The sequence below is a fragment of the Stenotrophomonas sp. P5_A9 genome, from assembly GCF_056400525.1.
Genome location: NZ_JBFULC010000022.1, coordinates 31,144 through 55,245 on the forward strand (window position 1 = coordinate 31,144; position 24,102 = coordinate 55,245).

Genomic DNA, 24,102 nt, shown 5'->3' on the forward strand with positions numbered 1-24,102 from the left:
TCTCCATTGTCAATTCGTTCCCGAGCCTTGGCCGTCAGACGCAATCAGGCCACAGCATCCGTGCTGGGTGAGGACTGGCGCGAGCCCTTCCGTTTCTTGTAAAAGTCGCCAAGCCACTGTTCCGGGGTGAGCTCTGCCTGCGAGACCTTCTCGCGCTGCGCAGCGTCATGCATCACGCGATGCATGACTTCGATGTTGTCGGTGGAGGCAGAGATCACCGACAGAATGTCGTCCATGCCGCGCAGGTTCAGCTGACAAACGCTTGCCGCGTGCCCCTGCTTGACAAGGAAGCAGCGCGAACGTTCGTCGAGCGCGGTAACCACTTTGAATTCGGCTTCGGTCAACTTGAGTCCATCGATGTAGTCCGAACGGCTTGCGTTCGGATTCGGCAGCAGGATCAGCGTCGCAGTCTGTTCGATAAGCGCCGCAGCGATATCGCTCTTCAGCGCGTCTTCCGGGCTCTGCGTGGCGAAAATGCCCAAGCCGTTCTGCTTACGAATGGTCTTCTGCTTGTTCTTGGCAAATTCCTTCAGCCCACCTTCGCCGTCAAGGATCTTCCAGAACTCATCCATGACATAGATCAGCGGGCGGCCGTCGATCAGTGACTCCAGACGGTGCAACAGGTAATTGATGACCGGCACGCGTACTTCAGGATTATCGATGATGTCGGTGTAATCAAAGCCGATGATGTTCGCCCGGCTCAGGTCGACGGTGTCAACCGGATTGTCGAACACCCAGCCCAGCGAGTTGCCGGAGGTCCAGCGGCGCAGGCGGGCATACAAACCGTCGTCACCCATGTTGGGCAGACTCTTCTGGAAATTGGTCATGCTGCGCAGATGCATCGGCGTATCAAGCATGTTCTCCACGGCGCGGAAGATGTCTTCCTCCTCCCGTGCGCTGTACTCGCGCTTTCCAGCCAGCACCTTGATCAAATCCGCAAGGAACTGAAGATTGGACTCGTTGTTCTCACACTGGAACGGGTTGAAGCCGGTGGCTTGACCGTTATCCAACGCCAGGTAATTCCCGCCACAGGCGCGCACGAAAATCTCCGCGCCACGGTCCTTGTCGAAGAAGAAGATGGTCGGCGACGGATCGTATTTCTGCACCTGGCTGAGCAGGAAGTTGATCAGCGCGGTCTTACCGGTGCCGGACTTACCGATCACCATCGTGTTGGCAATCGCCTTCTCACCCAGTGAGTTTTCCGAGGGGTGGGTCGCGTGGAAATTGAAGTAGTACGGCTGCCCGTTGGTGGTCTGCAACGTGGTAACGCAGTCGCCCCACGGGTTGTTGTGCTGCTTGCCGGTAGCGAAGTTATGCAGGGGTGACAGGCCGAGGAAATTCAGCGAACTCACACTGGCCAGGCGCGTACGGAAGCGCCAGTTGCCAGGCAGCTGGGAGTAGAACGCCGAGGTGACAGCGAGATCTTCCTTGGTCGACACGAAACCCGCGTTGGACAGCTCGGCGCGGGTGGCGGCGATGTTGCCCGAGAGTTTTTCCTGGTTGTCCGCATAGACCGCCATCAGAAAGTGATACTCACCCAGGACGAAATTACCCGACGACAACTGGTCCATGGCCTGGTCGAGCTCGATGATCTGGCTGACGGCCTTGTCGCCTGAAGAGATCATCATGCCCTTGGTACGGTCGAGCACCTTGAGGGCATCCTGTCGCCCCATCGGACTGAACGAATGGGTGATGACGTACTCGAAATCGAGATACTTCAACCCATTGAGCACGCCAGGATAGGTTCCCTCGGCGTACTCCTTGATGTTGAGGATGGCGCCGAAGTGGTTCACACCGTTGGGCGTACTGACGACGAAATCGCCGGTTTTGGCGGAGAACATGTGCCGGCTGACCGGCAGATAGTCCTTCACCGGGGCACTCAACACCGGCACCGGCTCATCGATCCGGTTGAGGAGATACCCGAAGAACTCCAGCGTTTCGGAGAAAACTTGACCGTTCTTGGCCTCGTACATGCCCATGCGATACGGGGCGTAGTCGCGAATGACCGCCTCGACGTTGCCCGCCATTTCCAGCAGGGTCGCAATGGCCTGGTCCTGTTCTGCCTGCAGCTTGGTCACGTTGGACGATTTGTCCATCATCCGCTTGCCCGCCACCACAGGGCGGTAGAGCATGGTCAGGTACAGCTCGTTCTGCATGATGCGCTGCGAAGACAGCATGCCCATGTACTGGTCGGACACATCCTGATTGAAACGCTGACCAAACTGGCTGCGCGCCTTGAGCTGGCGCCTGCGGCGAATATCGTGCACCCAGAAAGCCACGTTGACGAAGTCTGGCGCGCGTAGCGTCTGCAAGAGCCGGTTGAACGTGTTGTGTTTGTGCTCCAGCTCCCAATCCTCGCGCCCAACGAAAGGAAGCCCTTCCAAGTGCCAGGTCAACAGGAAATCGCCACCCGTGGTCTTGACGACCGTCGGCGCCACATGGGACGACAGGGGAATGAATTCGCTGATCGACGTATCGGGACTGAACATGCCTGCTTCCAATGAAGATGCTGCGGAGGTGGAGCTCTTGCCTGGACTGGGCAGGCGAGATGGATCGCCTGCCCAGCGTGCTGCCTGACGCCTCAGACCGACGGCGGCTGTTTGTCGCGGTAGTGATTGGGCGTGAACACCCACATCCCGTCATGGTCCTGTAGGTTCCGCGCCTTGAACTTGAACTGCAGACGCAGACCGATCAGCCGGAAGATCATTTCGTCGCGCTTGGCCATATGCCGCATGACGAAAATGGCGATCGGAATGGTGACCAGCAGCCGCATGTCGAAGTACATGCTGAGCAGCAACAGGCCACCTGCAACCAGGAAGAACGGGACGTAGGGCACGCCCAGAAACATGGCCGGGCGTGTGCAGCCCCGGAACAGCACGTTCTTATGCACTGTAGTACTGGACTGCGTTGTACAGAGCGGCAGCAGCGCTGCCACCGCAGTTGGAGCTCGAGGAATCGCCGAGCAGCATCTTGGCGATCTGGCCAGCGGCACCGATCAGGAGGCCGCCGATCAGGATCGGGGCGACGTCACCGATGCGCTTGTGCGCGAAGGCGATCTGATAGCCGGCAAAAATAACCGCAATGGTGACCACCGCGATCGAGGCGATGTTGAGCAGACCGTTGATGTTGGTGAAGAAGCCGCAGACTTTTTCATCCGTGCCGCCGAAGTTGGTGCCCTGGGCAAACACGTCCGGCACGACCGCCATGGCAACGAAGGCGACAGCCATCAGCATGGTCTTCAGCGTGCGCTGGGTCTGGGTCAGATCGAGATTGGTACGCTTCATTGGTGATTTCCTTGTTGATGGTCAAACACAACTGAATCGGCCGCGCCGGGTGGCTGGCCGTGCGACGACTTCGTCAGAACACGAAGGCTGCATCCCCAGCAGGGATGTTCTGTACAGGCGGCCGCGGAGCCGTAACGGCCGGCGCGGGAACTGCCTGGGGTGTATTTCTTTCGCTCCACGGGCGCACCACAACCGGCCCTCCGGACGGCGGCGCCTCCTGGCTTGGAAGCTCGGGGGCCGCAATGGGTGACGGCATGGCAGCCTGCGCTGGCAAGGCGTGATCGAGGGCCCCCATGACGACCCGCGACAGTGCCGCATCCGCCGTCCTGGTCAGGCCACCGCGCACCATGGCGCCGGTGGACGGATACACCTCATAGGCGCGCGCCGGGTCCAGCGCTGCCTGGGCATATGCACGCGCTGCCGGCACAATCTCCGGCGCAATGCGGGCACTCATCACCGCCTGGGCAGGCGAGCTGACTTGCGGATGGTGGGCGACGTCCACGACACGTCGCTGCGAACGACTGACGACATCGATCGGAGCCACTGCACCATTGGCGGCCACCTGGCTGCCGCGCTGGCGCGCTATCGAAGCGAACACCTTCTGCACATAGCCGTGGCGGAAACCCGTAGTGAAATTGCCGGAGTAGTAGCAACTGAACGACTTGCCCCAGTCCTGGCCTGAACGCCCGTAGCACTCAGCCAGGATCTTCGAGCCGGCCTGCAGGTTCGGGCACTGCTGGAACGCTTTCTCGTAGGAATCCAGACCGTACTTGGCAAGGTTGTAGCGGTTGACCTGGGCCAGCCCGATGGAGAAGTTGTAGCCCTTCTCTTCAAGCATGCGCACCGTCGCCAACGCCTCGTCAAGCTGCTTGGGCTGACGAACGAGCGCACCACCGACAACGCCGATCGCGTACGGGTTGCGCGAGGATTCAACATTGATCACGTGCTGCATGACATCCATGGACACGGCCATTTCAGGACACGCCAGCGCTTCCAGTCCGGGCAACATCAGTCCAACCTCCATGCGGACGACAGGTGACAAGCCACATGTCCAACGTAGGGATGCAAGGCTTCGGCCTGCGTGAAATCCATATTCAGATTTTTGAAAGTCATGATGACCATCTCATCCTGCCTGCGCCAAGGCGCGCTCGGGACTGAAATCGATGCCGGTGATGTAGCGACTGCCGGCGTGAGCCTTGATGTGCACCACGATGTCGATGGTCATCATCAACAGGCGCTTGATCACGGCAAACTCCAGACCGGAGCCTTCAGAAGACGCCTTGACCATCAAGGCAAGCTGGTCCCAGGTCTGCTCCGGGCTGCCGGCATGGCAGCTGGTGATCGATCCGGGGTGGCCGGACGCGCAGTTGCGGATGAAGTAGAACGCCTCATCGCCGCGCAGCTCGGCCAGGATGATGCGCTCGGGCTTCATGCGCAGGCACGCCTCCATGCAGCTCTTGGCGGTGACATTGCTGGCGCTCTGCCCACCCTTCGAGTACAGCAGGTGAACCACGTTGGGCTGGCTGATGAACAGCTCGCGCGCATCCTCGATGGTCACCAGGCGCTCGCTGGCCGGAATGTGGTTGACCAGCGATTTCATGAAGGTGGTCTTGCCACTGCCGGTCGCGCCGGACACCACGATGTTCTTGCGGTACATCACCGCACGCCGGAAGAACTCGGCATAGTTGCGTGACTGCCGCAGCTCGACCAACTCGCTGTCCTGCTCGCTCAGCCCGGCGCCCTGCTCCAGGATCTGGTTGAAGAACCCATCGCTCTGATACTGCTCAAGCGTCTTGGTGTGCTTGGACGGCAGGCGGATGGTGATCGACACCTTGCCGGCATCGCACGCCGGCGGGATCACGAACTGGGCACGCTGTCCGGTCGGGAACGTCAGTGACACCACCGGATCGGCATCGGTGATGCGCTGCCCGGTGTTGCTCTCGTTGACCACGGCCGTGCAGAACTGACGCGCACGCTCGAAGGTCAGCGTGGGAACTTCCACACGCTGCCAACCAGCATTGGTTTCCAGGTACACCTCGCCCGGACGGTTGATACAGATTTCCGTCACATCGGGCGAGGTCATGTACTGGTGAATGCCCAAGACCTCGTACTGGTATCTCAGGAATTCACTGGAAACATCGGCGACAGGGGCCACTTCGGCGTCCATGGTTGATCCAGAGGGTCAGCGGCGCTGCGGCAGCACGTCGCTGAAATCGACGTCCTTTGCCACATAGACACTGACCACGGTGCCTTGGTTGATGGTAACGGTGGGCGGGCGGCGCTGGCTCATTGCTTCGTTGGCCAGGCGTTCCATGCTGCGCGCAGTGGCGCTTTCGTACGGCGATTGCACGGCCAGACCGCTGCCAGTGACCGTGGTGGTTTCCGGTCCGTGCTCGGCGGCGGCGTACTTGAAGGCGTCGGCGATCAGGCTGATCATCAGCGCCGAGGCGATGCGACTGCCCCAGTGCGCACTGTATTGACCTGGATGGCCCGCACCGCCGAGCTGGTCGATGCCCGGGCTGGACATGGCTACATCGATGCCGTTCGGCGTGGTGATGCGATCCCAGATCACCTCGACGCGCTCACCGGTCGGGCCGCCACCATACGCACCGTAGATCTTCGAACCCTTGGGCAGCAGCAGGCTGCGGCCGTTGATCGAGTACACCGGTTCGGTCAGCAGGCACGAGGTGTAGCCCGCGACGTCAGTGATGATGCGGGTTTCGAGCACGCATCGCAGATACGTGCCGCGTACAAGCAGTGCGTCCGGGCTGCGGATGAAGGATGCGTTGGACACATCCTCCACATCCGGACCGCGACGCGTTTTCTGCTGCTGCGGCTGTTGCGGCTGGCTGTTTGCACTCATCTGCGCCAGCATCGCGCGGGTGTACTCGTCCATACCGCCAGCGCTGCCGCCCTCACCGGACTGACCATCGGACACACCGCCGCCACCGCTTATGCGGCGATCAAGCAGCGTAGGGCCGCGTTCCACCTGGGGAGCGGACATCGCCTGCCCGAGATCCGAATCAGGCCGAATGGGGCCGCGCGGCTCGGTTGGCAGCGGCGGAATCATCGGAATCGGCTCAGCCATCGTCGGCGGGGCCTGCGTGGGTGCTACGGTCGGCAGCTCCGGCGTGGAAACGCGTGCAGTCTCATTGAGCTTGGTCGGCGCGTCCGAATCGCTGCTGGACTTCCGCAGCAGGAGGAAACCCATGGCAATGATAAGCACCAGGATGCCGCCGAGGAACAGCAGTGCTTTGCGATTCAGGCGCTGCTCTTCGGACGACCGCAGCTGAGGTGCGCCCGCATCCAGGTTCGGTGCCTGCTCAGCCTGGCTCCTGCCGTAATACGGGTTGTTCGGAGTTTCATCCGGCCCATTGCCAGCGTTGTAGCGCTGGTCGTCATGTCCGTTGTTCGGCTCGTTGCCGGGAATGTTGTGCTGGCTCATTTCTTCACGTTCCTTCGCAGACCGACGACATCATCACCGTGGCGGATGACCAGGTAGGGGTAGGTTCCGTGCACGATGAGAGAGTTGCCCTCAACCGTGGTGTTGACCACGAAATCTTCGCCGTACTCGGTCTCACGGCCGAACACCGCCGGGAAAATGCCGGTCTTGTACTCCGGCGACGCCGGCAGCTTCAGATAGGTAAAACGTCCATCGTCGTAGGCGTTGACCGGAATCAACCAGCCCATCTTCTTCGCCCTGCGGGTCGAGTAGGAATAGTCGAAGTTGTACTGACGATCCTTGGCCAGTTCCGCACTCAACAGCGGCTTGACCTCCTCTTCGACGGCCTGTTGCGCCGTGCCGAATTCGGTATCGCTGGGATAGCTGAAAGCGATCTTGTACTGCACGCCTGCGCGACGCGCCTGTTCAAGCTGGCGCCAGTCGGTTGCAACCACCTTGAGTTCGAAGATGTACGAATGGGTCTCCGTGCGCACCATCATGTTGGTATCCACGTCAACATTCTTCGGCTTGAGGTAGAACACGTTCTCGCGACGGGTCAGCTCCCAGCCGTTGCTGAAGCCAGTGCTGTAGTCCAGGATCTTCTCGTTGGGGCTGAGCTCGATCTGAGTGGTCAGACCCAAGCCTGTACGGACCGGATAGATGCGGTCTTTCTCATACTCATACTGGTCAACCGCCTGCGCCGCTACCGGAGCAGAGAACGCCGACAGCATCGGCAACAGGGCCAACGCGGCCCACCAAACTTTGCTACTACTCATCGGTTGCTTGCTCCCTCAGCAGTTCCGGTGGAAACACGTTGGCCCGGCATTTGAGCCGGCTGCCGCGGCGCGACTTGTCCTGGTATCGCTTGTCCCGGCGCGAGCTGCCCCGGGACGCCTTGTTGCATCGGTTGGCCGGGCACAGCCTGCCCGGGCACCATCTGCCCAGGTGTCGGCGGGACCGGCACGGGTGCCGCAACCGGCTGACCGGTCACCGGGTCGATCACGGTGGCCGCAGCCGGATTGTTCGGATCGTATGCTGCGGCCTGCGCAGCCTGGTTGGCCAGCGCGGCCTGCGCCGATTGACTGGCCATCGCCGCGTCGTCCGGCACCGGAACTCCGCGTGCGTAATCGTTGTCGACGCGGTACTCGGTGACCTGGAACGCCAGAGGGTTCAGCACGCGATCCTGTTCAGACAGTGCAAGATTGGTGCGGTACTCAAAGCGCATGGTCACCAGCTGGTTGTCCAGGAACTGCGACACTGCCGTGCGTTTGTCCAGCAGACTGCGCTGGATGCGTACCGAAGCACCCTTGAAGCTGCCGTTCGGCTCGGCACCGAGCGGCGTGATGCTCAGGATCTTCACCCGGATCGCCTTGCTGGTCCCATAGACGAAGACCGGATTCTGCGGGTTGTTGTTCGCGTACCGCTGGCGCTGGCTGGCGGCAACCGGCTCGGAGGACATGGTGAACACCAGATCCCAGTCGCGCAGCCCCATCACCGCCGAATCGAACGATTCGCGCGCCAGAACGTATTGGGCAACATTGCTCCGGTTGATGGCCTCATTGGCGGTGATGCTCTGGGCACCAAAATTGCCACTGAGACGCGCCACCGTGGCATTGCCGGTATACGCATCGGCCATCACCAGGAACGGCACCTTCTCCTTCAACGGCAGCATGTAGTAATAGCCACCGGCCAGGGCAAGGGACATCACCAGCGAAGCACCCGCCACCCACCAGGCACGACGTTCGCTGCGGCGCGCCATGTCTGCGACAGTCAACTCGTAGCTCACCGCCTTCGCGACGGCCTGGTCGACTTTCGGGCTGTTGCCTGCGTCCTTCTTTCGGAACATGGAATTCATCCGTACTGCTGGAACATCAAAGGGCATGGCACCCCGGCGCATTGCGCCGGGCACCTCACATCAGCGTTGGAACGAGACCATCAACTGCCGTGCGACGCATCGGCGCCGACCTGGGACACGCTCGAGGCCACGCTCTGCACCACGATCTGGTTGCCGACGATGGACACCGACACACCCTGCGCCGAATAGGCGCTGCTCAGGTCGATCACGGCCTGCTGCGGATTGGTGGTGCTGATCGTGGAGACCACGCCGTACAGCGTGTAATCGGAGCTGATGCGGTAATCCAGGGTCATCCCCGAATCCTTGGCCCAGCGCTCGAGCATGGTCTTGAGGGTGCCGTCCATCGGCGTGGCCTGGTACACGTAGCTGGTGTACAGCGGAATTTCCATCGTGGTGCTGGCAAAACGGTTCACCGGCTTCCAGCGGCCACCGATATCCGGCGCCGGCTTGGTGGCACAGCCGGCCAGCATCACAACGGCGGCAACGGCGATGAAACCCTTTGAGATATGCGGATGCTTCATACGGACTTCCCTTTGACGTACGGAATAGCGGATCTACTGGAATTGGAGCAACGACAACCGACGCCGGCGGGTTACGCCGAGCGTGCAGGTATCGATTGCAGATGCAGCCGAGCATCATCGGTGGATGATGCGACCGGGCCCCCGCCCCGCCCCTGCAGCCCGTGGCTGCACGTCTCGATGTGAAGGCGTCCCGGACAACTTGCCCGGCCCCGTCGCCTCACTTCGGCACCAACATCACGTCCAATTCGAGAAAAGCCGTCCATGTTCCCCTTGGCAACTGCTTCAGCGCCRTGTCTACGACGCCGTACTAAAAAACGAATTTTTCACACCGCATAGAACGGCCATCACAAATACGATGCCACACCTACGCGTCAATCCAGTGTCAAAGAATAAACAAAAACTGTCTGAAATTGTCGAAACCTTGACGCACATCACACGTCTTCACGCGTACTTGGTCATATCTGAAGATTTGGTACGGTGGTCTTGGGGAGCAACCGCGAGGTGAAATAGCGGTCCTTGTAGTACTTGATCTTGTCGCACTTGACCGGGTGCGGGATGCCCTCGTACAGGAAGACCTCATGATCGTTGCCCATGGCCTTCAACTCCTGCGGCAGCATCAGCGCGCGCCGCTCTTCGGTGAAGTTGTGGGTCTTCTCACGGGCATGGGTGACGTTCTTCTTGCGGATCGTCGTGTACCCGAGCATCTCCGAGTAGTCGTTGGCATCCTGCTGCTCACGTGGCGCATAGAGGATCTGCAGCGCGTGGTTGGTGATGATGGTGCGCGAGACGTCGCGGCCGTAGGTGGCGTCCAGCTGGGCCATCGACTGGATGATCGGCAGCAGGCGCACGTTGTAGCCGGCCATGTAGGACACCGCCGAGGCGATGATGTCGACCTTGCCGATGGCGGTGAATTCGTCCATCAGCAGCAGCACCTGGTACTTCAGGTCCGGGTTGGACTTGGGCAGTTCCTTGGTGTTGAGGTTGATGATCTGGCTGAAGAACAGGTTGATGATCAGGCGGCTCTCGGCCAGCTTGTTGGGCTGGATGCCGATGTAGATGGTCATCTTCTTCTTGCGCAGGTCGGTGAGCAGGAAGTCGTTGTCGCTGGTGGCCTTGTCCAGCACCGGGTTGATCCAGGCGTTGAGCGGTTCCTTGAAGGTGCCCATGATCGAGGCGAAGGTCTCATCGGCCTGGGACAGCATGTTGGCGAACGCCGACTTGGCGTTGCTGCTCAGGAAACGCTGACCGGACAAGGCCTTGAGGTACTTTTTCAGGTCGCTGCCGTCGCCGGTGGACAGGCGGAACAGCGCCCCCAGCGTGGGCGTGCCCTGCCCGCCCGGGAAGCCCATGCGGCGCTCGTCGTCCCAGTTCTCGAACAGGTACAGGCTGAAGGCCATGAACGCATTGCGCGCCTGGCTGACCCAGAACTTCTGGTCGTCCGAGCCGTCCGGATACAGCATCGCGGCGATGCTCATCAGCTCCGACACGCGGAACGCGGGGTCATCGGACACGTAGCTGAGCGGGTTCCAGCGATGGGTGCGGCGGTCTTCGGCGAAGGGGTTGAACAGGAACACTTCCTGCCCCTGGCTGGCGCGCCAGCCGCTGGTGAGGTCGAAGTTCTCCTGCTTGATGTCCAGCACCACCACCGATTCGCCGTATTCCAGCAGGTTCGGGATGACCACGCCCACGCCCTTGCCCGAGCGGGTCGGCGCGGCGAGGATCACGAACTGCTGGCCACTGAGCCGCACCAGCTTGCCGCCGAAGCTGCCGACCACGATGCCGTTGTCGGTCTTCTTGAACAGGCCGTGCTTGGCCAGATCGGCGGCCGCCGCGAAGCGCGCATCGCCGTGCAGCGACTTCTTCTTCGGCTTGAACACCAGGAACATCACGACCAGGTACAGCAGCAACGGCAGGCCGAAGCCAAGCACGCCGCCGAGCTTGATCTTGGTCACATAGGGGGCCACCGCCGGCTGGTCCAGGGCCTGCACATACTGGTAGTACGTGTTCCACTTGAACAGCGCGGTATCCAGCCCGAGCAGCAGCAGGGTGAGATACCCGGCAAAGCAATAGCCGGCAAGCACGGTCACCAGGGTCAGCCCTGCGGCGACAACGATCTTCTGCGTGGACAATCCCCAATCCTCCATGATGCGTCCCCCAAGGACGCTACGACTAGCGCCGACGCTTTCGCGATGTCGTGCGCTTTTCTACGATTTCGTCTTCCACGCTTACCGCTTCATCCTTCGCCAGCAACCGCTCCCACTGACTGTGCGCATCGTCGAGCGACACGACCTCGGTGATCCTGGCCCCTTCAGAGGTGAGCACGGCGAAGCCGAACACATCCGCCGGACTGTACACCGGTGAATTTGTCAGGGCCACCAGTTGATAGCGCCCTCTGGACTGCAGTGGATGCGGATACTCGACCATCAGCGATGCTCCCCGGCCAAGGACCTTGGCGCGCATGCTAAGCGAAGCAGCACGTGATGCCAATCAGAAAAATCTGATGAAGGCCATGTGAAGATTGGCAGGGGCTGCCCCAATCTGTGAACTCCGTCGGCGCCGCTCATCGGGAGAACTCGCGGTGGGGCTGCGCGTCGGATGGGGGGAGCAAGGCAGCATCCAATGCGTGGGATCGCTGCAGTGATGTCGCCAGGTCTGGCACGGCTTCTGACAGATCCATGCTGATCCGGTAGCCCGGCGGAAAGGTCTGTGAGACGAATGCGTGGCCGTCATGGATCTGGGCCTGGAGGCGGTCGATGGCGGTGACGCCGCTCTCCTTGGCCAGGACCGTGGCATGCATGACTTGTTCGTCGGACACCGAGGACGGCAGCCTGTCGCGAATGGCAGCGTACAGCGCACGATCCGGATGTCCCGGACCCGGCGGCACCGCCGCAACCGGCTGGTCCTGCCCGGCCGCAATCGGTACGGCCCGCGATGGGAAGCGTGCACGCAGGTGCGGATCGACCGCTTCGGCGTTGTAGGGGTCTTCGACCTTGTCGACCTGCCCCTTGGGCACCAGCCGTTCGATGTAGCCATCCGGCGTGCTGCGGTCGACCTTGGACCCGAGCCGATAAAGCAGTGACCCCTCCTCCGAACGGTGCACCACAGTGAGACGTGGGTCATCCGGTTCCGCCTTACGTTGCAGCAGGGGCGTGTCACTGAGGCCGTTGAGATAGTCGACCATCAGGTTGCCACTACGGACCCCGAGGCCGTCGCGGTGGTAGCCGCCGCCGATGTCCACGTGTGCGCCGGCGACGCTGACGCCCAGGAAGCGACCGTCGGCGGACAGGCCGGGGTCGATGATGTGGGTGGAGCGGAACAGGCTGCGGCGTTCGTCGTCGGCAATGATCTGCAGGCCGGACAGCACCGACGGGGGCAGGCGCCGGTCGTGGTCGCGCGCCGGCTCGCCGGTCCCCACCGGGTCGAACAGGCCCACCGCCTGGGCGACCTGCCCGGGTGCCACCAGCGGCGGCCGGGTGTACTGCACGTCGGTGATCTGGCCGTGCGAATCGCGGGTGTAGCGCGCGCCGGAGGGGTCCTGGATGCCACGCTCGTGCACCAGCCGGGCGAAGCCGGCCGCCTGCTCGGCACCGCGGCTGAAGCCGATGTCGGCGACGCGGATCTGCACCTGCGGGTCGTCAGCACGCCACTGCTTGGCCTGCTCGATGAACTGCCGGTACATCTGCTCCAGGCGCTCGTCGTAGGTGTGGCCGCGGGCGCCATCCCAGGCACGGTCGATCAGGTTGTCCTGGGTGCCGGGGCCGGCGACGTAGCCGGCGCGCACCTGGGTCTGCCCCGATTCGTTGAGCGCCTGGACCTGGTCGCGGATACGGGCCACGTTGGTGGCATGCCCGGGATCCTTGTCGGCGTCGCTGCCGGTGCCGTCGAAGGCGGCGACATACAGGCGTTCATGGGGATCACCGACGTGCAGCAGGACAGGCACCTGCAGGGTGCCCAATGCCCGGCGGGCGTCGGTGTAGCTCTGCAGCCGGGCGGCGTCGGCCGGGTAATGCGATACCCCATCCTCGCGCAGGCCGTCGCGGCCGATTCCATGTTTGTCGTCTGGCATATCCCTGCCCCGTGCTTTAGTAGGTCCGGTGCCACGCTTCGATCAGATCGGCGCGGAAGTCACTGTCCGGGTTGCCCGCCACCTGCAAGCTGCGGGTGGGAATGAACATTTTCATGAACACCCGCACGGTGCGGTCGTCCACTTCAATGAAGATGCTGGGCTCGCCGGCCGGGCCGACGAAGGCACCGTCAGGGATCTCCTCCCCCGGCACGCGGTGCAGCACCTTCTGGTCGGCGAAGATCGCGCCGATGTCCACCTCTGCCTGATGCTGGCTGCCATCTTTGGACGTCCAGCGCAGCTGCGCCGGCGGCGGGAAGTTGCGCACGCCGATGTGGCTGGCAAACCCCCAGCGGTCGCGGTGGCCATCGGTGGCCGCTGGCGAGGGGGTGTCGAGGTGGCTGCGAGTGAGCTCATCGCCTGCGTAGACCACACTGCAGGTGAGCGTGTCATAGCAGTGCGCGTCGACGTTGTGCTGGACAAAGCGCAGCGGGACGCTGTTGCCTGCCGCCGGGGGCGATGTCGCGGCCTGGGCCGGGGAACTCATGGTGGATTGGCATCCTGCGGCAAGAAAAACGACCAGGGCGATCAGCAGCGACCGCCGGAAAGGACCTGCCTGGGGCAACGAACGCATGCAAGGACCCCAGCTGGAAGGAGCGTGCCTGGCCGCACCGGAGACACGGCGCGACCGGACCCAGCCTAGCGGCGGTGTCACGTCAAGTGCAACTCTGGCCGGGCGACACCCTGTGGTGCTGCAAACTGCCATCTCCACCGGCTAGGCTTGCAGGTTGCGCGGAGGGTTGCTCCGCATCGACGTCAGGGAAGGAGCACGTATGCAGACCGCGAGCCTGTTGTGGGGACTGTTGATGGGAGTGATGGCGGTCATCTGGCTGCTGGTGCCGTTCGCGGTGTTCGGGATCAAGGGGCTGTTGCGGGAGATCCTGGCCGAGCAGAAAAGGACCAACGAACTGCTTGCCTACGGGCCACGCGCCCAGATTCCGGAGGCGCCCGAGGCCACGCCGATCCCGCTGGCCCGGCGCTATCCCTGAGCCCCTCGGCCGCGGCGGCAGCCGGTGGACGCAGCGCTGCGCCCGCGCGCTCCTCGCGCTGGGGGCCGCTTCAGGGCGGGCGGACCACAGCATTCCATGGTGCACAGCGCTCATGCTGCGGCGCAGCAGTACAATAGCCGACCGAACCTGTCCCACATTCCGCCCGTATGAGCCCCTCCCCCGTTCCCTTGGCCGCGCGCCTGACCCCGCGTCAGCGCACTTTCATCCTGCTGGCCCTGTCGTTGGGCGGTTTTGCCATCGGGACGAGCGAGTTCGCCAGCATGGGCCTGATGCTGGAGATCAGCCGCGGGTTGTCGATCAGCGAGACGCAGGTCGGTCATTTGATCAGCGCCTATGCCATCGGCGTGGTGGTCGGCGCCCCGGTGCTGGCCTTCGCCGGCGCCGGCTATGCGCGGCGCAGCCTGCTGCTGGCCCTGATGGCCTTCTACGCGGTGGGCAACCTGGCCAGCGCGCTGGCCCCGAACTACAGCACGATGCTGCTGGCCCGCTTCGTGGCCGGTCTGCCGCACGGCGCCTACTTCGGCGTGGCGATGCTGGTGGCCGCAGCGATCAGCCCGCCGGCGCAGCGCGGCGCGGCAATGTCCAAGGTGCTGCTCGGCCTGTCGGTGGCGATCCTGGTCGGCAATCCGCTGACCACCTGGCTCGGACAGCAGTTGAGCTGGCGCACCGCCTTCGCCCTGGTGAGCGTGCTTGCCATCGCCACGGTGGTGATGATCGCGCGCTTCCTGCTGCCCGACCCGGATGAGGTACGGACCTCGCCGATGCGCGAGCTGCGCGCCTTCAACCGGCCCCAGGTGTGGCTGGCGCTGGCGATCGGCTCGGTCGGCTTCGCCGGCATGTTCTGTGTGTTCACCTATCTTGCCCCGACCCTGGTCCAGGTGACCGGCCTGGCCGAGTCGTGGATGCCGCTGGCAGTGGGCATCTTCGGCGTTGGCGCGATCATCGGCAATGTCGCGGGCGGCTGGCTGGTGGACAAATTCCATTTCCGGGCCGCGGCAGTGGTGCTGCTGTGGTCGATCGTGGTGCTGCTGGCCTACCCGATGGCCGCGCAGTCGGTGTGGAGCCTGTTCCCGATGATCATCGCGGTGGGCACGATGGGGGCGCTGGCCGCGGTGCTGCAGACCCGGTTGATGGATGTGGCCGGTGAGGCGCAGACGCTTGCAGCCGCCTCCAATCATGCGGCGTTCAATACCGCCAACGCACTGGGACCGTGGCTGGGTGGCATGGCGATCGGGGCCGGCTTCAGCCCGGCAACGACCGGTTACGTCGGTGCGGCCACCGCACTGGGCGGCCTGCTGCTGTGGGGCGTGGCGGTGCTGGTGGACCGGCAGTCGCGTGCGAATGCGGCGGCGGCCTGCCGGTCCTGAGCCGAAGGCAGCCGACCCTGGGTCGGCGCTACCGGTGGTTCAGGCGCTTGCCCATGAAATCTGAGCGCACGGTGCGGGATTTTCCTATCATTGGGGGCTGACCCACCGCCGCACCGCAGGGTGCCGGCCGCTTTCTGGAACCCTTGATGACCCAGCTCTGGACCCCTTCGCACTGGGGTCGTCGCTTCACGCGCGCGCCGCACTGGCAACTGCGCCTGGCTGGCGCGCAGATCGAGCTGCAGGTGGATGACCGGGTGCTGCCAGTGCCGATCACCGCACCGCCCTCGGTGCAGCTGCGTCGAGGCGTGCTGTGGACACGCGTGATCCTGTTCCCGGGGCAGCCCGATGCGCTGCCGCTGGATGGCCTGCCCAATGCGCAGGCGCGTTCGTTGCGCGCCGCGCTTGCCGCCCTTGAGCAGGCGCGCGCGCAGAATGAGCAACTGCTGGACGCCGATGCGTCGCTGCTGGCGATCCGTGCGTGGCTGGCGCAGGCCGACGCGGCGCTCGACCAGGCCGATGCGCAGGGTCGCTGGTTCACCCATGAGCAGCAACAGGCGTTGCTGCGGCAGCAGCCTGACCTGCCGCTGGACGACGACGCGCTGTGGGCGGTGTTCGACGATCCGCAGTTGCGCGCGCAGCTGCAGGGCGAGCCGTCACGGATCGAAGCGGAGCTGCTCCGCTACGGCGCCGACTGGCCGGCGCTCTGGGCAGCGCGCAACGAAGCCCACCTGCAACGCGAGCTGGACTACAGCGGCGACCTGCTCGACCGCGTGGAGCGGCAGCCGCTCACCGATGAGCAGCGCCGTGCGGTGGTGTGTTTCGACAACCGCGTGCAGGTGGTGGCCGCAGCCGGTTCGGGCAAGACCGCCACGATGGTGGCCAAGGCCGCCTACGCGATCGACCGTGGGCTGGTCGCGCCGGAACGGATCGTGATGCTCGCCTTCAACCAGGAAGCGGCCACCGAATTGCAGCAGCGTAGCGACGCAGCCCTGCAACGCCTGGGGATGGACGGGGTCCGCGTGGAGGCCCGGACCTTCCATGCGCTGGGCCGGCAGATCATCGGCAAGGCCAGCGGGCGCATGCCCGAGGTGCCGGCATGGGCGGTGGATGCGACCCAGGGTTTCCATAAACTGGCCGACCTGGTGGACGTACTGAAAGACCGGTCGCTGCCGTTCCGCACGCAATGGGACATGTTCCGGCTGGTGTTCGGGCGTGATCTGCCCGCGCAGGGCGAGCTCTCGCCCGCCGATGGCTGGGAAGCCGACGGCACGCCGTTCCTGCAGACGCTCAACGGTGAGCGCGTACGCGGCATCGAGGAATGCGTGATCGCCGACTGGCTGTTCTACAACGGCGTGCCGTATCGGTACGAGCGCCAGGGCGCGTTCGACCCGGTCGCCGATGCGTACCGCGCCCATCCGCCGGCGTTCCAGTACCCCACCATCGGCGTGTCGCATGCACATCTGGCGCTGGATGCCGATCGCCACGCCGGTGCGGCTGTCCAACGGTCCCATGCCGATCAGCTCCAGACCACCCCGCAGCAACTGCGCAGCGGTGCGTTGTTCACCGACCTGGCCGATGCGTTGTCGCAGCGGGGCATCGTGCTGGATCCCAATCCGGACCGGGAGCTGCCCGACGGTGGCGCCAGGCCGATGCCCGATGCGGAACTGATCGCGCTGGTGCGCACCTTCATCAGCCACGCCAAGAGCAACGGGCTGTCGATGGCCGACATGGCGCAGCGCCTGCGCGCGATGCCCGAAGACCAGTTCAAGCACCGGCACCGCCTGTTCCTGCAGCTGGCCACGCCGATCCTGCAGGCCTGGGACGCTGCGCTGGCCGCCGAGCACGCGATCGATTTCGAGGACATGCTCAACCAAGCTGCGGCGTACGTGGAACAGGGGCATTACCAGCCCCCGTACGAACTGGTGATGGCCGATGAGTTCCAGGACGCCTCGCGCGCACGGGCGCGGCTGTGCCGGGCGCTGGTGCAGGCACCGGGGCGGCACCTGTTCGCGGTGGGCGATGACTGGCAGTCGATCAACCGCTTCGCCGGCGCGGACGTGTCGATGATGACCGGCTTCGTGGCGTGGTTCGGGCAGGGCCAGGTGCTGCAGCTGCAACAGACCTTCCGCTGCCCGCAGGCGCTGTGCGATGTCTCCAGCCGGTTCATCTCCAGGAATCCGGCGCAGATCCGCAAGCAGGTGCGTTCGCACACCCCCGCGCAGGGTCCGGTGCTGCAGGCATTCCAGGTCACCCACCGCGACCAGCTCCAGGATGCGGTCGGCCAGTATCTGCAGCAGCTGCAGCGCCAGCTGCTCAGCGGCGAGCGCGCGCCGGGCCGGAACGGCAGGTTGTCGGTGTTCGTGCTGGGCCGTTACAACGCCGATCGCGCGTTCGTGCCGCCGGATTGGCAGGCGCGCTTCGGGCAGCACATGGACGTTCGCTTCCTGACCGCACATCGTGCCAAGGGCGCCGAGGCCGATATCGTGATCCTGCCGGCAATGCTGGAGCGCAGCTTCCCCAGTACCCGCGCCGATGATCCGGTGCTGACCCTGGCCATGCCGCAGGCCGACACCTGGCCGCTGGGCGAAGAACGCCGGCTGTTCTATGTGGCACTGACCCGGGCGCGACGTACGGTGGCGATGTTCACCGTGCGCGGAAAACGCTCGTCGTTCCTTGGCGAATTGATCGAGGACGGCGCGGTGACGGTGACCTCGCTCGCCGGACAGCCGATCCAGGAACAGCCCTGCCCGGCCTGCGACGGCGGAGTGATCGTGCAGCGCAGTGGGGCCTACGGGACGTTCCAATCGTGTTCGGGCTATCCGCGCTGCCAGTACAAGCCACGGCAAGCGACCACGTTGCGCCCCGGCCACGCGACGGCGCGCTGAGCCCGAACGCATGCGCCATACCGCTCAGGTTCGGTGGCGGAGGACTACCATGTAGCTCCTCCGGTGGTGCAGTGGTTACAGATGAGTGGCGGAATCAAAATGCGCAGTGCGGTCGGCAGCCAGGGCGCGGTACATGGGCTGGACGCGCTGCAGAAGCGGCACGAGACCGGTCAGACCCTGCCGACGCTATTGTGCGATGGCCAAGGCTGCGGGGTGCCGGTCCGGTTTGTCCCTGCGCACACGCAACGCGGTACGGACCGCCACGCCGTGGTCGAGATGCCGGCCTACATCACCCTGGACAAGGGCGCCGAACACGTGCCGGGCTGCCGCTACAACGCCCCCGGTCGGCTGGCGGCGCTGCTGGCGAGCGTGTCCGATCCGGATTTCGTACAGCCGCAGGACGATGGCAAGCACGAGCTGCGCCTGCTGGGCCTGCACCAGGGATTGAAACGCGGTGCCACCGATGCGCGACTGGATGGCCACCTGCATACCCTCGCCGATCTGCTCGCCGTGCGCGCGATGTGCGGGAGCGACGACCTGATCGCCTCGCAGGTCGTGCTGCGGCTGGGCAAGAAGAAAGTGGCCTGGGAGAACTTTTTCTACGACCAGGAGCGCTACGACGCGGCCTGGCACCGCCTGGACGCGGCGTCCAACGACGTGCCGCTGGCACTGGTTGGCACGGTCCGCTCGCATCGGGCGGCCCAGGGCGATGCCGCCCAAGGGGCCACCTTCCTGAACTGCGCGCCGAAGTACCAGCAGAGCGGCATCATGGATCGGCGGGAGTTCGTTGAAGTCAGCGTCGGCCACGACGATGCGGCGTGGCTGCAGACGTTCCCGGTGGGGGCGGAGATCATCATGGTCGGGTTGTGGCGACACGGCAGGACCAGCACCTCGACCCGGCCGCACCCGACCGACCCGCGCCGGACGATCACCAATGTGACCTACAAGCTGTCGCTGCGGCCCTCTTCCCGGTTCCAGCTGGCAACGGTTTACTGAACGGCCGCTGCGGTCAGACCAGAGGGGTGCCGGCCAGAGCCGCATCCACACCGCAGAAGCCGCGTTCGATCACGGCGGTGAGCGCGCTTTCGGGCGAGCGACCGTCCGACACGGCGGCCAAGGCATCGGTGTAGGCCACCACCAGCGTGCCCATCAGCATCGTGGCGGCAAGCCGCGCCTGTGGATCCTGCGGTGGCCTGCCAATGGCACCGGCCAGCAATGCGGCCAGTTCATCGGCGAGGGTTACCTGGAGTTCCCGGGCGCGCGCGGTCAGCGCCGGGCTGGCGGCCACCGCAGACCAGAACGCCACCGGCTGCCCGGAGATGCGCAGCAGCGGATGACGGCCCTGCTGCAAACGGCGCATCAGGTCCTGGAAGGCGTGCACGGGGGACTGCGGCCCGCGCGCAGCGATCGCATCGCGCACCAGGGCCCGCCCCTCCTCCTCGCGATCGAAGACGAGGTCTTCCTTGCGCGGGAAATAGTTGAACACGGTCTTGCGCGATACCCCGGCCGCGACGGCGACCTCCTCCACCGACACCGCCTCGAAACCCCGCGCAATGAACAACCGCGTGGCAACGTTTGAAATCATCAGGCGGGTGTCGGCCTTCTTGCGCTCACGCAGGCCGGGCGGCGTTGACAGGCTGTCGTTCATGGGCCTAATTTACACTCCGTGTACTTTTAACACCAGCACTGGAAGGATACCTGCCCGGGCGGCGCGTCTTCGAGGAATTCCCGTGATCCATGACGTCATCATCGCCGGCGCCGGCCCAGTCGGCTTGCTGCTGGCCTGCGAACTGCGACTGGGCGGTGTATCGGTGCTGGTGCTGGAACGTGCGCCGGACCCCCGCGCCGCCCTCAAGTGTCTGCCATTTGGCATGCGCGGGTTGTCGGTGCCGAGCATCGAGGCGCTGGACCGGCGTGGCCTGCTGGATGCGCTTGCCGCGCTGCAGCCACCGCGCGACCACCCTGCGGCGGCGCACTGGGCCGGGCAGCAACGCCGTCCCGCCGGTCATTTCGCGGGTATCCAGTACTACCAGGATCGGGTCGATACCAGCCGCTGGCCCTATCGGCTGCCTGGCGCCGTCGCCACCGCCATGATGGTGGACATGCAGTCGCTGGAAACCGTGCTGGCCGAACGCGCGGCCGTACTGGGCGTGACGATGCTGCGCGGCGCTGGCGTGGATGCCGTGCATGCATCGAGCGAGGGTGTCACCGTAAACGTCGGCAACCAGCGTTTCGACGGCCGCTGGCTGGTGGGCTGCGATGGCGGGCGCAGCACCGTGCGCAAGGCGACCGGCATCGCCTTTGTCGGCACCGAACCGGAGTTCACCGGCTACTCGCTGGACGTGGTGCTGACCGACCCGCCTCTCCTGCCGCCGGGCCGCCATTACACCGCCACCGGCATGTACACCTTTGCCGCACCGGGCACGATTGGCATGGTGGCGTTCGATGGCGGCGCCCACCACCGCCAGCCGCTGACGCGCGAGCATGTGCAGAACGTGCTGCGTCACGTGTCCTGCACCGATGTCAGCGTGAGCGAGCTGCGCCTGGCCACCACGTGGACCGACCGCGCCTGCCAGGCGGCCACCTACCGCAGCGGCCGCGTACTGCTGGCCGGCGACGCCGCGCACGTGCATTCGCCGCTCGGTGGACAGGGCCTCAACCTCGGGCTGGGCGATGCGATGAACCTGGGCTGGAAGTTGGCGGCGACGATTCGCGGCGATGCCGCCGACGGATTGCTCGACAGCTATACCCGCGAGCGCCATCCGATCGGCGCACAGGTGCTGGACTGGTCGCGTGCGCAGGTGGCGCTGATGCGGCCCAGCGCGAGTTCGCGCGCGCTGGAGGCGATCCTGCGCGACCTGATCGATACGCGCGATGGCGCGAGCTATTTTGCCGAGCGGGTGTCGGGTGCCGGGCTACGGCTGGCGCTCGGTGATACGCACCCCCTGGTGGGGCGGAGCGTGCCGGCGTTCGCGTTGCAGGATGGCAGCCGGGTGGACGAGCGGCTTCGGACCGGCAACGCCCTGCTGCTGGACTTCACGGCGCAGCGGACGCTGCAGGCCATCGGCGATGCCTGGTCGCAACGCATCGACTACCTGGGCACCGCGGCGGCGGAAACCTTCGGGCTGAGCGCAGTGCTGGTGCGACCCGATGGTGTGGTGGGCTGGGTAAGCGATGCGTCCACAGCCGGCACCGATGTGGAACAGGTGTTGCGCCACGTTTGGACGCAACAGGCGTAGCGGGGCCCGTTCCGCCTCCGCCGCGCTGGGGACTCACCCTTCCCAGCGCAGGCCCTTGGGGTCGCTGCGGAAACCAGCAGCGCGCAGCGCCTCGGTGAGCGGATCGCGTGCCACCGGTGCGTCGTTGATCAGGTCGAGGGTGAAACTGGTTCGACGAATGCGGCCGAGGGCCGTGGCAAGCGCGCTCGATGCCAACGCGAGCGACGCTGCATCTGTCGATGCGTCCGCGTCGAACCACGTCAGCAGCTGACGGCCGCCCTGCGCCAGGTACATCTGCAGGCGGCCGCCAACGATGACCACGAGCGCGCCACCCCGGCGCACCGGACGTAGCGCGGCCGCATGCGCCGGCCACGGCAGCACGGTGCCGAACGGGTTGGCCGGATCCACGACGGACAGCGCAACGGCAACGCTGGGGCGCCCCGCCTGCAGCGCGTCGGCGATGCCGCGCAGCCGGTCCACCGTAGTACGTTCGGCGAACTGCGCCCCGCCGAGTTTGTCCACGAAGCGGCCGCGCAGCACGCGGCCGGCATCCTCCATGCCTCGATAGACCTGCTGCAACGCGGGGAAACCGCCGACGATACCCTCGGCGACGGCAGCACCGCGGGTGACGATGCCGTGGCGGTCCAGCAGCCCTTCGGCCAGTGCCACCGCGCGCACGGTGTCGCTGGTGGCGTCGCGGTGCAGCAGTGACCAGCGGCCAGCCAGCGTCGGTGCGGTGAAGGCCGCTGCGGTAGGAAGCAGTCCGCTGGCGGTGATGGCCGGATCGCCCATCGGGATGCCGCGGACGCGCGTGCTTCGGCGCGAGGTCCGGACCGCCCGCGGCCGTGGCGGGCGTATCCCGGCCAGGCCGCGCAACGGGGTCCAGATATCGGTGGTGAGATACCCCATCCAGACCAGCTCCCACAGCGTGGTGTGCAGCGCATCGGGACTCACCGCGCCGACCGCAGGCAGTGCGTTGTCGTCGGCGATCGACCGCGCCTGCACGGCGGCGGCGAGCTGGCGCGCGAAGTACGCCCCACCTTCGGCGAGCACCTGCAGGATCGTCTGCTGCAACGGCGAACGCTCGGCAGGTGCAGGCACGGCGGGCAACGTCTCGAAGGCGTATTCCTGCAGGTGCAGCGATACCAGCCCGTCGTCCTCGCCCAACCGGCCGTGGCCGGACCAGACCACCGTGCCGGTGGCGAGCAGTTCGTCCAGCAGGGCGGGCGTGTAGTCGCGGACACGCGCGGGCAGGATCTGGCTTTCCCAGACCGAGGCGGGTGCAGGAACGCCGGCCAGCAGTTCGATCACCCGCGCCACGCCATCGATGCCTTCCAGTGCACCGCCGGTAGACGCGGGCGCGACACGTGCGAGCGGTGCCGCATCGCTTACCAGGCCATGCCGTTCCAGCAGCAGCAACGCATAGGCGTCACCTGGCACCGGCCGGGTGGCCTCGCGTGCGGCCTGCAACGAGCGCATGCGCAGCCGCCGCAGCACGTCTTCGCCCACCCACTCGTGGCGGGCCAGCGGCAGCAGGTCGGCCGGCGCATCGGCCGCGGCGTGCCATCGCCGGGCCACGCCGAAGGTGCCTTTCAATACGTCGCCCTGCGCCTCCAATCGGTCCAGCGCCGCGTCCGCGACGACCACGCCGAGCCCGAACGCCGCGGCCGCCTCGGCGGTGGTGAAGGGAGCATGGCGGCGCGCGTAGCGGGCGAGCAGCTCGCCCAGCGGATCCGGCGATGGCGGCAGGAACACCTCCGGCAGCGCGTCGGGTAGCCTCACCCCGAGCGCGTCGCGCAGGCGCGTGGCGTCTTCGATGGCGGCCCAGTGTTCGACGCCGGCCAGCGCGATGCGGATGGCACGCCGTTCGCGTTCAAGCGCCTGCAGGTAGGCGTCGGCATCGGGGGTGTCATCGTTGAGGCGCGCAGCCACGTCGGCGGCCGACAACGGTCCCAGCTCGCGCAGCAGGTCCGCAACGCCCTCCTTGCCCTTCGCCCGCCGCCCCGGCGCGCGGCGTTGCAGTTCTTCGCCCACCTGTTGAACCACCGTCGCATCCAGCAGCTCGCCCAGGTCCACCTGCCCCAGCAGATCGGCCAGCAGACCGCTGTCCAGCGACAGCACCGACGCGCGGCGTTCGGCCAGCGGCACATCGGTGCCGTACATGAACTCGGCGACGTAGCCGAACAGCAGGTTCGCCGCGAATGGCGACGGGACCTCGGTAGTGACCTCGGCCATCTCGATGCCGCCTTCGGCCAGGCGCTGCATCAGCGCGGCCAGGGCATCCAGATCGTAGACGTCCTGCAGGCACTCGCGCGCGGCCTCGATCAGGATCGGGAAATCCGGATAGCGCTGCGCGATGGCCAGCAGCTCGCCGGCCCGCAGGCGCTGCTGCCACAG

At 65.2% G+C, this 24,102-nt stretch carries 20 protein-coding genes; 5 read left to right on the forward strand and 15 right to left on the reverse strand.

The features are described 5' to 3' along the window. Positions 1–44: 44 nt before the first annotated feature. The 13 genes from AC1DR7_RS09175 to AC1DR7_RS09235 form a co-directional block, all read right to left on the reverse strand. The gene (locus AC1DR7_RS09175; RefSeq protein WP_478052611.1) at positions 45–2,489 is read right to left on the reverse strand and encodes a VirB4 family type IV secretion/conjugal transfer ATPase; all 2,445 of its coding nucleotides are present in this window, start codon (positions 2,487–2,489) and stop codon (positions 45–47) included. A gap of 92 nt (positions 2,490–2,581) precedes the next feature. Then, a complete protein-coding gene (locus AC1DR7_RS09180) occupies positions 2,582–2,890 on the reverse strand; it encodes a VirB3 family type IV secretion system protein (RefSeq protein ID WP_457321726.1) in 309 nt (102 codons plus the stop codon). Then, a complete protein-coding gene (locus tag AC1DR7_RS09185; RefSeq protein ID WP_478051028.1) occupies positions 2,883–3,284 on the reverse strand; it encodes a TrbC/VirB2 family protein in 402 nt (133 codons plus the stop codon). The genes AC1DR7_RS09180 and AC1DR7_RS09185 overlap by 8 nt, the downstream gene beginning before the upstream one ends. 73 nt (positions 3,285–3,357) lie before the next feature. Further along, the gene (locus AC1DR7_RS09190) at positions 3,358–4,293 is read right to left on the reverse strand and encodes a lytic transglycosylase domain-containing protein (RefSeq protein WP_478051027.1); all 936 of its coding nucleotides are present in this window, start codon (positions 4,291–4,293) and stop codon (positions 3,358–3,360) included. Between the two features lie 114 nt (positions 4,294–4,407). Continuing rightward, positions 4,408–5,451, reverse strand: coding sequence for a P-type DNA transfer ATPase VirB11 (gene virB11, locus AC1DR7_RS09195; protein WP_256774387.1), 1,044 nt, complete (start codon positions 5,449–5,451; stop codon positions 4,408–4,410). 15 nt (positions 5,452–5,466) lie between these two features. Beyond that, positions 5,467–6,729: a TrbI/VirB10 family protein gene (locus tag AC1DR7_RS09200; protein WP_478051026.1), complete on the reverse strand. Its 1,263-nt coding sequence runs from the start codon at positions 6,727–6,729 to the stop codon at positions 5,467–5,469. Next, entirely contained in the window at positions 6,726–7,502 is a 777-nt protein-coding gene (locus tag AC1DR7_RS09205; protein WP_478051025.1) for a TrbG/VirB9 family P-type conjugative transfer protein, read from the reverse strand. The genes AC1DR7_RS09200 and AC1DR7_RS09205 overlap by 4 nt, the downstream gene beginning before the upstream one ends. Then, positions 7,499–8,572: a VirB8 family type IV secretion system protein gene (locus AC1DR7_RS09210; RefSeq protein WP_457321415.1), complete on the reverse strand. Its 1,074-nt coding sequence runs from the start codon at positions 8,570–8,572 to the stop codon at positions 7,499–7,501. Before AC1DR7_RS09210 ends, AC1DR7_RS09205 begins: the two co-directional genes overlap by 4 nt. 89 nt (positions 8,573–8,661) lie before the next feature. Continuing rightward, positions 8,662–9,102 (reverse strand): toxin co-regulated pilus biosynthesis Q family protein, encoded by a 441-nt coding sequence (locus AC1DR7_RS09215; RefSeq protein ID WP_256774391.1) that lies wholly within the window; start codon positions 9,100–9,102, stop codon positions 8,662–8,664. Positions 9,103–9,557: 455 nt separating this feature from the next. Next, a complete protein-coding gene (locus AC1DR7_RS09220; protein WP_478052613.1) occupies positions 9,558–11,246 on the reverse strand; it encodes a type IV secretory system conjugative DNA transfer family protein in 1,689 nt (562 codons plus the stop codon). Positions 11,247–11,271: 25 nt separating this feature from the next. Further along, on the reverse strand, positions 11,272–11,562 hold the full coding sequence (locus tag AC1DR7_RS09225; protein ID WP_256774393.1) for a hypothetical protein: 291 nt from the start codon (positions 11,560–11,562) through the stop codon (positions 11,272–11,274). 100 nt (positions 11,563–11,662) lie between these two features. Further along, positions 11,663–13,168 (reverse strand): phospholipase effector Tle1 domain-containing protein, encoded by a 1,506-nt coding sequence (locus AC1DR7_RS09230; RefSeq protein ID WP_457321118.1) that lies wholly within the window; start codon positions 13,166–13,168, stop codon positions 11,663–11,665. Positions 13,169–13,184: 16 nt separating this feature from the next. Continuing rightward, positions 13,185–13,712: a hypothetical protein gene (locus AC1DR7_RS09235; protein WP_457321116.1), complete on the reverse strand. Its 528-nt coding sequence runs from the start codon at positions 13,710–13,712 to the stop codon at positions 13,185–13,187. A 286-nt stretch (positions 13,713–13,998) separates the two neighbouring features. Between AC1DR7_RS09235 and AC1DR7_RS09240 the strand changes: the two genes are divergently transcribed. The 4 genes from AC1DR7_RS09240 (at position 13,999) to AC1DR7_RS09255 (ending at position 19,483) form a co-directional block, all read left to right on the forward strand. Beyond that, positions 13,999–14,214 (forward strand): hypothetical protein, encoded by a 216-nt coding sequence (locus AC1DR7_RS09240; RefSeq protein ID WP_256774396.1) that lies wholly within the window; start codon positions 13,999–14,001, stop codon positions 14,212–14,214. A 167-nt stretch (positions 14,215–14,381) separates the two neighbouring features. Beyond that, a complete protein-coding gene (locus AC1DR7_RS09245) occupies positions 14,382–15,602 on the forward strand; it encodes an MFS transporter (protein WP_478051023.1) in 1,221 nt (406 codons plus the stop codon). Positions 15,603–15,748: 146 nt separating this feature from the next. After that, positions 15,749–18,487, forward strand: coding sequence for a UvrD-helicase domain-containing protein (locus AC1DR7_RS09250; RefSeq protein ID WP_478051022.1), 2,739 nt, complete (start codon positions 15,749–15,751; stop codon positions 18,485–18,487). Positions 18,488–18,568: 81 nt separating this feature from the next. Next, entirely contained in the window at positions 18,569–19,483 is a 915-nt protein-coding gene (locus tag AC1DR7_RS09255; protein WP_478051021.1) for a hypothetical protein, read from the forward strand. A gap of 13 nt (positions 19,484–19,496) precedes the next feature. Here the strand turns inward: AC1DR7_RS09255 and AC1DR7_RS09260 are convergent, their stop codons facing one another. Further along, positions 19,497–20,135 (reverse strand): TetR/AcrR family transcriptional regulator, encoded by a 639-nt coding sequence (locus tag AC1DR7_RS09260; RefSeq protein ID WP_457318209.1) that lies wholly within the window; start codon positions 20,133–20,135, stop codon positions 19,497–19,499. A gap of 82 nt (positions 20,136–20,217) precedes the next feature. Between AC1DR7_RS09260 and AC1DR7_RS09265 the strand changes: the two genes are divergently transcribed. Then, positions 20,218–21,726 carry an FAD-dependent monooxygenase gene (locus AC1DR7_RS09265; RefSeq protein ID WP_457318208.1) on the forward strand — a complete coding sequence of 503 codons (1,509 nt, stop codon included), beginning with the start codon at positions 20,218–20,220 and terminating at the stop codon, positions 21,724–21,726. A 33-nt stretch (positions 21,727–21,759) separates the two neighbouring features. Here the strand turns inward: AC1DR7_RS09265 and AC1DR7_RS09270 are convergent. Further along, positions 21,760–24,102 (reverse strand): DNA glycosylase AlkZ-like family protein (locus AC1DR7_RS09270; RefSeq protein ID WP_478076456.1); only part of this gene is annotated, 2,343 nt, incomplete at its 5' end.

What these genes read in the sequence shown, in the direction of transcription:
- AC1DR7_RS09175 (WP_478052611.1), bottom strand. Translation starts at nt 2,489, where the DNA reads ATGTTCAGTCCCGATACGTCGATCAGCGAATTCATTCCCCTGTCGTCC.
- AC1DR7_RS09185 (WP_478051028.1), bottom strand. Translation starts at nt 3,284, where the DNA reads ATGAAGCGTACCAATCTCGATCTGACCCAGACCCAGCGCACGCTGAAG.
- AC1DR7_RS09190 (WP_478051027.1), bottom strand. Translation starts at nt 4,293, where the DNA reads ATGTTGCCCGGACTGGAAGCGCTGGCGTGTCCTGAAATGGCCGTGTCC.
- virB11 (WP_256774387.1), bottom strand. Translation starts at nt 5,451, where the DNA reads ATGGACGCCGAAGTGGCCCCTGTCGCCGATGTTTCCAGTGAATTCCTG.
- AC1DR7_RS09200 (WP_478051026.1), bottom strand. Translation starts at nt 6,729, where the DNA reads ATGAGCCAGCACAACATTCCCGGCAACGAGCCGAACAACGGACATGAC.
- AC1DR7_RS09205 (WP_478051025.1), bottom strand. Translation starts at nt 7,502, where the DNA reads ATGAGTAGTAGCAAAGTTTGGTGGGCCGCGTTGGCCCTGTTGCCGATG.
- AC1DR7_RS09210 (WP_457321415.1), bottom strand. Translation starts at nt 8,572, where the DNA reads ATGTTCCGAAAGAAGGACGCAGGCAACAGCCCGAAAGTCGACCAGGCC.
- AC1DR7_RS09215 (WP_256774391.1), bottom strand. Translation starts at nt 9,102, where the DNA reads ATGAAGCATCCGCATATCTCAAAGGGTTTCATCGCCGTTGCCGCCGTT.
- AC1DR7_RS09220 (WP_478052613.1), bottom strand. Translation starts at nt 11,246, where the DNA reads ATGGAGGATTGGGGATTGTCCACGCAGAAGATCGTTGTCGCCGCAGGG.
- AC1DR7_RS09225 (WP_256774393.1), bottom strand. Translation starts at nt 11,562, where the DNA reads ATGCGCGCCAAGGTCCTTGGCCGGGGAGCATCGCTGATGGTCGAGTAT.
- AC1DR7_RS09230 (WP_457321118.1), bottom strand. Translation starts at nt 13,168, where the DNA reads ATGCCAGACGACAAACATGGAATCGGCCGCGACGGCCTGCGCGAGGAT.
- AC1DR7_RS09235 (WP_457321116.1), bottom strand. Translation starts at nt 13,712, where the DNA reads ATGAGTTCCCCGGCCCAGGCCGCGACATCGCCCCCGGCGGCAGGCAAC.
- AC1DR7_RS09240 (WP_256774396.1), top strand. Translation starts at nt 13,999, where the DNA reads ATGCAGACCGCGAGCCTGTTGTGGGGACTGTTGATGGGAGTGATGGCG.
- AC1DR7_RS09245 (WP_478051023.1), top strand. Translation starts at nt 14,382, where the DNA reads ATGAGCCCCTCCCCCGTTCCCTTGGCCGCGCGCCTGACCCCGCGTCAG.
- AC1DR7_RS09250 (WP_478051022.1), top strand. Translation starts at nt 15,749, where the DNA reads ATGACCCAGCTCTGGACCCCTTCGCACTGGGGTCGTCGCTTCACGCGC.
- AC1DR7_RS09255 (WP_478051021.1), top strand. Translation starts at nt 18,569, where the DNA reads ATGAGTGGCGGAATCAAAATGCGCAGTGCGGTCGGCAGCCAGGGCGCG.
- AC1DR7_RS09260 (WP_457318209.1), bottom strand. Translation starts at nt 20,135, where the DNA reads ATGAACGACAGCCTGTCAACGCCGCCCGGCCTGCGTGAGCGCAAGAAG.